This window comes from Mesorhizobium sp. M7A.F.Ca.AU.002.02.1.1 (assembly GCF_003998535.1).
In the GTDB taxonomy this organism is placed as follows: Bacteria; Pseudomonadota; Alphaproteobacteria; order Rhizobiales; family Rhizobiaceae; genus Mesorhizobium; species Mesorhizobium ciceri.
This window is the reverse complement of sequence record NZ_RZPB01000470.1, coordinates 1-4,891: the sequence shown is the minus strand read 5'-3', so window position 1 is coordinate 4,891 and position 4,891 is coordinate 1. Positions and strand designations below refer to the sequence as shown.

The 4,891-nt window shown below is 61.1% G+C and carries 4 protein-coding genes; 3 read left to right on the top strand and 1 reads right to left on the bottom strand.

All coding sequences use genetic code 11. The features are described from left to right. Positions 1-471: 471 nt before the first annotated feature. The 3 genes from EN879_RS24335 (at position 472) to EN879_RS24325 (ending at position 4,549) form a co-directional block, all read left to right on the top strand. A complete protein-coding gene (locus EN879_RS24335) occupies positions 472-1,692 on the top strand; it encodes an OmpP1/FadL family transporter (protein ID WP_013531282.1) in 1,221 nt (406 codons plus the stop codon). Between the two features lie 306 nt (positions 1,693-1,998). Next, entirely contained in the window at positions 1,999-3,723 is a 1,725-nt protein-coding gene (ilvD, locus tag EN879_RS24330; RefSeq protein WP_024503842.1) for a dihydroxy-acid dehydratase, read from the top strand. Continuing rightward, positions 3,710-4,549, top strand: coding sequence for a tetratricopeptide repeat protein (locus EN879_RS24325; RefSeq protein WP_013531284.1), 840 nt, complete (start codon positions 3,710-3,712; stop codon positions 4,547-4,549). Before ilvD ends, EN879_RS24325 begins: the two co-directional genes overlap by 14 nt. A gap of 50 nt (positions 4,550-4,599) precedes the next feature. On the opposite strand, the gene EN879_RS24320 is transcribed toward EN879_RS24325, so the two are convergent. After that, on the bottom strand, positions 4,600-4,891 hold a 292-nt coding region (locus EN879_RS24320; RefSeq protein WP_127274293.1), incomplete at its 5' end, for a hypothetical protein.

Sequence of the window (4,891 nt, the reverse complement as noted above, 5' to 3'; positions counted from 1 at the left end):
TGGCCAGCGCGATCGACAGCTTGTCCTGTGCATCGCGGTATTCGGCGAGCTTTTCACGCTCGGCATCGACGATCTCGGCCGGCGCGCTGGCCAGGGTTCGCGACGCCGGCTGAGGGTAGATTCGGGAGACTTTAGACCCCTCTAAAATGCTGGTTTTCCGCCTGGAAAATCAGCATTCCGTTGCGTTAATATTGACGTAAACGGAAGTTTTAGCCCCATTGTTGCCATAATGTAACAATGGGGCTCCTGGAGCCCAAAAAAGGCCTGTTTTCGAGCCTTTTTGGATGGTTCTCCCTGTTTTTTGAGAGCCGCTCAGCCTTCACAGACCATTTTTCGGCCTTGCCGCACCCGGTTGCATTTCCTCGAAAATGCGGCTGGCCAGTGTGTACATGTACGCCCGCGAATTCGTTGTTGCACCGTTAACCTGAATTGGTTCTAGCTTGGTGCACTCGAATTCGGGGAGGACATTTCATGACTATTCTGCGACTGAAGGCGCTGCTGGGGGCGGGCTGCTTTTCGCTGGCTTTGATCGGGACGGCGATGAATCCGGCACATGCCGGCGGCCTGGAGCGTGGCGGCTACGATATCGATCTGCTGTTCGATCCGGCTCCGTTCGCGACCGAAGCGGAAGCGACCTATGTGATGCCGGACCGCAAGTACGAGAATGCGCGCGGTCCAGGCGGAGCCGATCTCGGCTTGGGCACCTCGGCCGACGGAGCCGAGGGCTATTGGGTTCCGCGCGTGGGAATGAAGGTCCAGGTCGTGCAAGGCGTGGATTGTATGGTCGATTATTCGCAGCCCTGGGGCGCGCATACCGCACCTGGCATGTGGAATGGTGCGCTTTCCAATACGGAAACCGATATCAAGAGCAACAACTACGCTGGTACATGCTCTTATAAATTTGATGCGGGCAAGGGCCAACTTCGTTTTATCGGCGGGCTGTTTTACCAAGACATCTCGGGATTCAAAGAAAGCTTGGTAAACGTACTCCCAGCATTGACAGGCCGTGTCGATCTCGAGGCCAGTGGCTGGGGTTGGCGCGCAGGCGTCGCTTATGAAATCCCCGACATCGCGTTGCGCGCGAGCCTTGTCTACAATTCGAAAGTCAAGCTCGACAATATCTCGGGTGCGCTCGACCTCACCAGTATTGGCAGAGGCGTTACCGATATTTACGGATCAACACAGTACATGCCTGATTCCGTGGAGCTGAAGTTGCAGTCGGGTATCGCTCCCGGCTGGCTTGCCTTCGGTTCGATCAAGTGGGTGAACTGGAGTTTGCTGCAGAGCGTTCCTATCTGCCCGGTGGGGGCTCCGTCCTCACTTTGCTTCACCAACGGCCCGGCAGAGGCAACCTCCCTTGACCTGATGTATCGTGATGGCTGGACCGTATCAGGTGGTATCGGCCACAAGTTCAACGATCAGTGGAGTGGAGCCGGTCAGTTGACTTGGGATCGCGGCACCTCGCATGGCTTCGGCGCGCAGACCGACACCTGGACGCTGGGTGGCGGCGTCGCTTATACGCCGAAGCCCAACATTGAGGTTCGCCTGGCCGGTGCAGTCGGTGTGCTCACCAGTGGTCATTCCGGCATAGTGATTGGCGAGAACGGAAAAATTATTGGTGACGACGCCACCTACGATTTTGGCAACGATCTGGTCACGGCATTTTCCGGCGGTATCAAGATCAAGTTCTAACCTGTTGAGAATTTTACAAAAAGGCCGGGCAATACCCGGCCTTTTTCATTTGGGCGGCTCTTGCCCGTGCGCCATTCATATAGGCCGCGTGCACATAAGCCGCGCTGTTGTCGCCCTCCTGCTATTGTGACGTTTTGGCAACACTTTCTGAACAACCCCTGCGGTAGAGGTCAGGCTGAGGAAATTGCCCATTTCCCGCCATAAACCCGGCGCACCTCGATCTTGTCTCGGGACACGCGCCAAAAGGCTCGGCGAGGGGGCAGGCCGCTCCGCCCCATTTGCAGGGAAGATGGGGCAAGGAAGAGTATGGACGCCAAAGTCATCTCCAAGGCTAAGCTCCCTAGCCGCTATGTGACCGTCGGTCCGGCGCGTGCGCCGCATCGTTCCTATCTCTATGCCATGGGTTTGTCGGCGGCCGAGATTGCGCAGCCGCTGGTCGGGGTCGCCTCCTGCTGGAACGAGGCGGCGCCCTGCAACATTTCGCTGATGCGCCAGGCGCAGGTGGTCAAGAAGGGCGTCGCGGCCGCCAGCGGCACGCCGCGCGAATTCTGCACCATCACCGTCACCGATGGCATCGCCATGGGTCACCAGGGCATGAAGTCGTCCCTGGTGTCGCGCGAGGTCATCGCCGATTCGGTCGAGCTCACCATGCGCGGCCATTGCTACGACGCGCTGGTTGGGCTCGCCGGCTGCGACAAGTCGCTGCCCGGCATGATGATGGCCATGGTGCGGCTCAATGTGCCGTCGATCTTCATCTATGGCGGTTCGATCCTGCCCGGCAGCTATCGCGGCCGCCAGATCACCGTGCAGGATGTTTTCGAGGCGGTCGGCCAGCACTCGGTCGGCACGATCAGCGATGACGAACTGCTTGAGATCGAACAGGTCGCGTGTCCCTCGGCCGGTTCCTGCGGCGCCCAGTTCACCGCCAACACCATGGCGACCGTCGCCGAGGCGATCGGCCTGGCGCTGCCCTATTCCTGCGGCGCGCCGGCACCCTATGAAATGCGCGACCGGTTCAATTTCGCCTCGGGCGAAAAGATCATGGAGCTGATCGCCAGAAATATCCGGCCGCGCGACATCGTCACGCTGAAGGCGCTGGAGAATGCGGCGACCGTGGTCTCGGCTACCGGCGGTTCGACCAACGCGGCACTGCATCTGCCGGCGATCGCGCACGAGGCCGGCATCAAGTTCGACCTGTTCGACGTGGCCAAGATCTTCGAGAAGACGCCTTACATCGCCGACCTCAAGCCGGGCGGCAAATATGTCGCCAAGGACATGTTCGAGGCCGGCGGCATTCCGCTGCTGATGAAGACCCTGCTCGACCACGGCTATCTGCATGGCGACTGCATGACGGTGACTGGCCGCACTTTGGCCGAAAACATGCAGCACGTTGTCTGGAATGAGCATCAGGATGTGGTCCGCCCGGCCAACAGACCCATTACCCAAACCGGCGGTGTCGTGGGCTTGAAGGGAAACCTGGCCCCCGAAGGCGCGATCGTGAAGGTCGCGGGCATGGCGGAGTTGAAATTCTCCGGGCCGGCACGCTGCTTCGATTCAGAAGAGGAATGTTTCGAGGCGGTGACGCATCGCAACTACAGGGAAGGCGAGGTTCTCGTCATTCGCTACGAAGGACCGCGCGGCGGCCCCGGCATGCGCGAGATGCTGTCGACGACGGCAGCACTCTACGGCCAGGGCATGGGCGGCAAGGTGGCTCTGATCACCGACGGGCGCTTCTCGGGCGCGACGCGCGGTTTCTGCATCGGCCATGTCGGCCCCGAAGCAGCCGTGGGTGGCCCGATCGGACTGCTCAGGGATGGTGACGTGATCTCGATCGACGCGGTGAACGGCACGATCGACGTGGCGTTGTCCGATAGCGAACTGGCGGCGAGGGCAAAGACATGGAAGGCGCGCGCGACCGATTATCAGTCGGGCGCGATATGGAAATATGCACAGACGGTGGGGCCAGCGCGCGATGGCGCGGTGACCCATCCGGGCGGTGCGAAAGAAACACACTGTTATGCGGACATCTGAGTTGTTGAGGTCATCTGTCTTTTCGGCACTGGTCGTGGCCGCCACGTTTGGCGCGACCTTTGGCGCCGTCGGCCAGGCCATGGCCTTCGACGACAAGGTGTTCGACGACAAGACCGGGGTGAAGCCGCAATCGAGCCCCTGGGCGGTCTTCCAGTTCGGCTTCTCCGCCTACAAGAACGGCCACAAGGAGCAGGCTGCCGAGGCCTACAAATACGCCGCCGAAAACGGCCAGATCGGCGCCACCTGGAAGCTTGCCCGCATGTATGCCGAGGGCGACGGCGTGGCGCGCGACGACTATGAGGCGTTCAAGTTCTTCTCCGAGATCGTCGACCAGGATGTCGAGCCCGGCTCGCCCGAGGAAAGCTATGTCTCCGATGCGCTGGTGGCGCTTGGCGACTATTTGCGCACGGGCATTCCCGGCAGCCCGGTCACCGAGAACGAGGTGGCGGCCCAGGAATACTACATGCGCGCGGCTGCCAACTACCGCAACCCGAACGCACAGTTCGAGATGGGGCAGATGTTCCTGAAGGGCGAGGGCGGGGTGAAGGCCAGCGTCAAGCAGGCCGGGCGCTGGTTCCAACTCGCCGCCGAGAAAGGCCATGCCGGCGCCCAGGCGACGCTGGGCCATCTGTTGTTCCAGAGCGGCAAGATCGTTCGCGGCCTGGCGATGATGACGGCAGCGCTCGAACGCGCTTCGCCCGCTGACCAGCCCTGGATCCGCGGCATGCAGGAAGAGGCATTTGCCACCGCCGGCGAGGCCGACCGCCGCACCGCGATCTCGCTGGCCGATGATATCCTCACCAAGGGCAACAACGCGGACCAGTAGTTTTGCTGGCGGCTGAACTGCCGATCTCCCCCACGAAGCGGGAGATTGGCTCAGTTCGCGATCGGCTCCGTCGGCACCATGCTGGGCGCCGGCGTCGAGATCGGCGTGACATGGGGGTGTGGCGCCAGCGTGTTTTCCGGGCAGCTATCCCCGATCTTCGTCCACGAGGTGTTGTTGAGCACCATATCGCAGCGGGCCAGATGGCTCTGCTCGGCCACCGTCAGGCAGGCGACCTGACCGATCTGGTAGGATTTTCCATTGGCCAGGCATTCCTGGTCGGCAAATGCCGTACCAGGAACGGCCATGGCAAATGCCAGGCCAATGGGACAAAGATGAAATCGT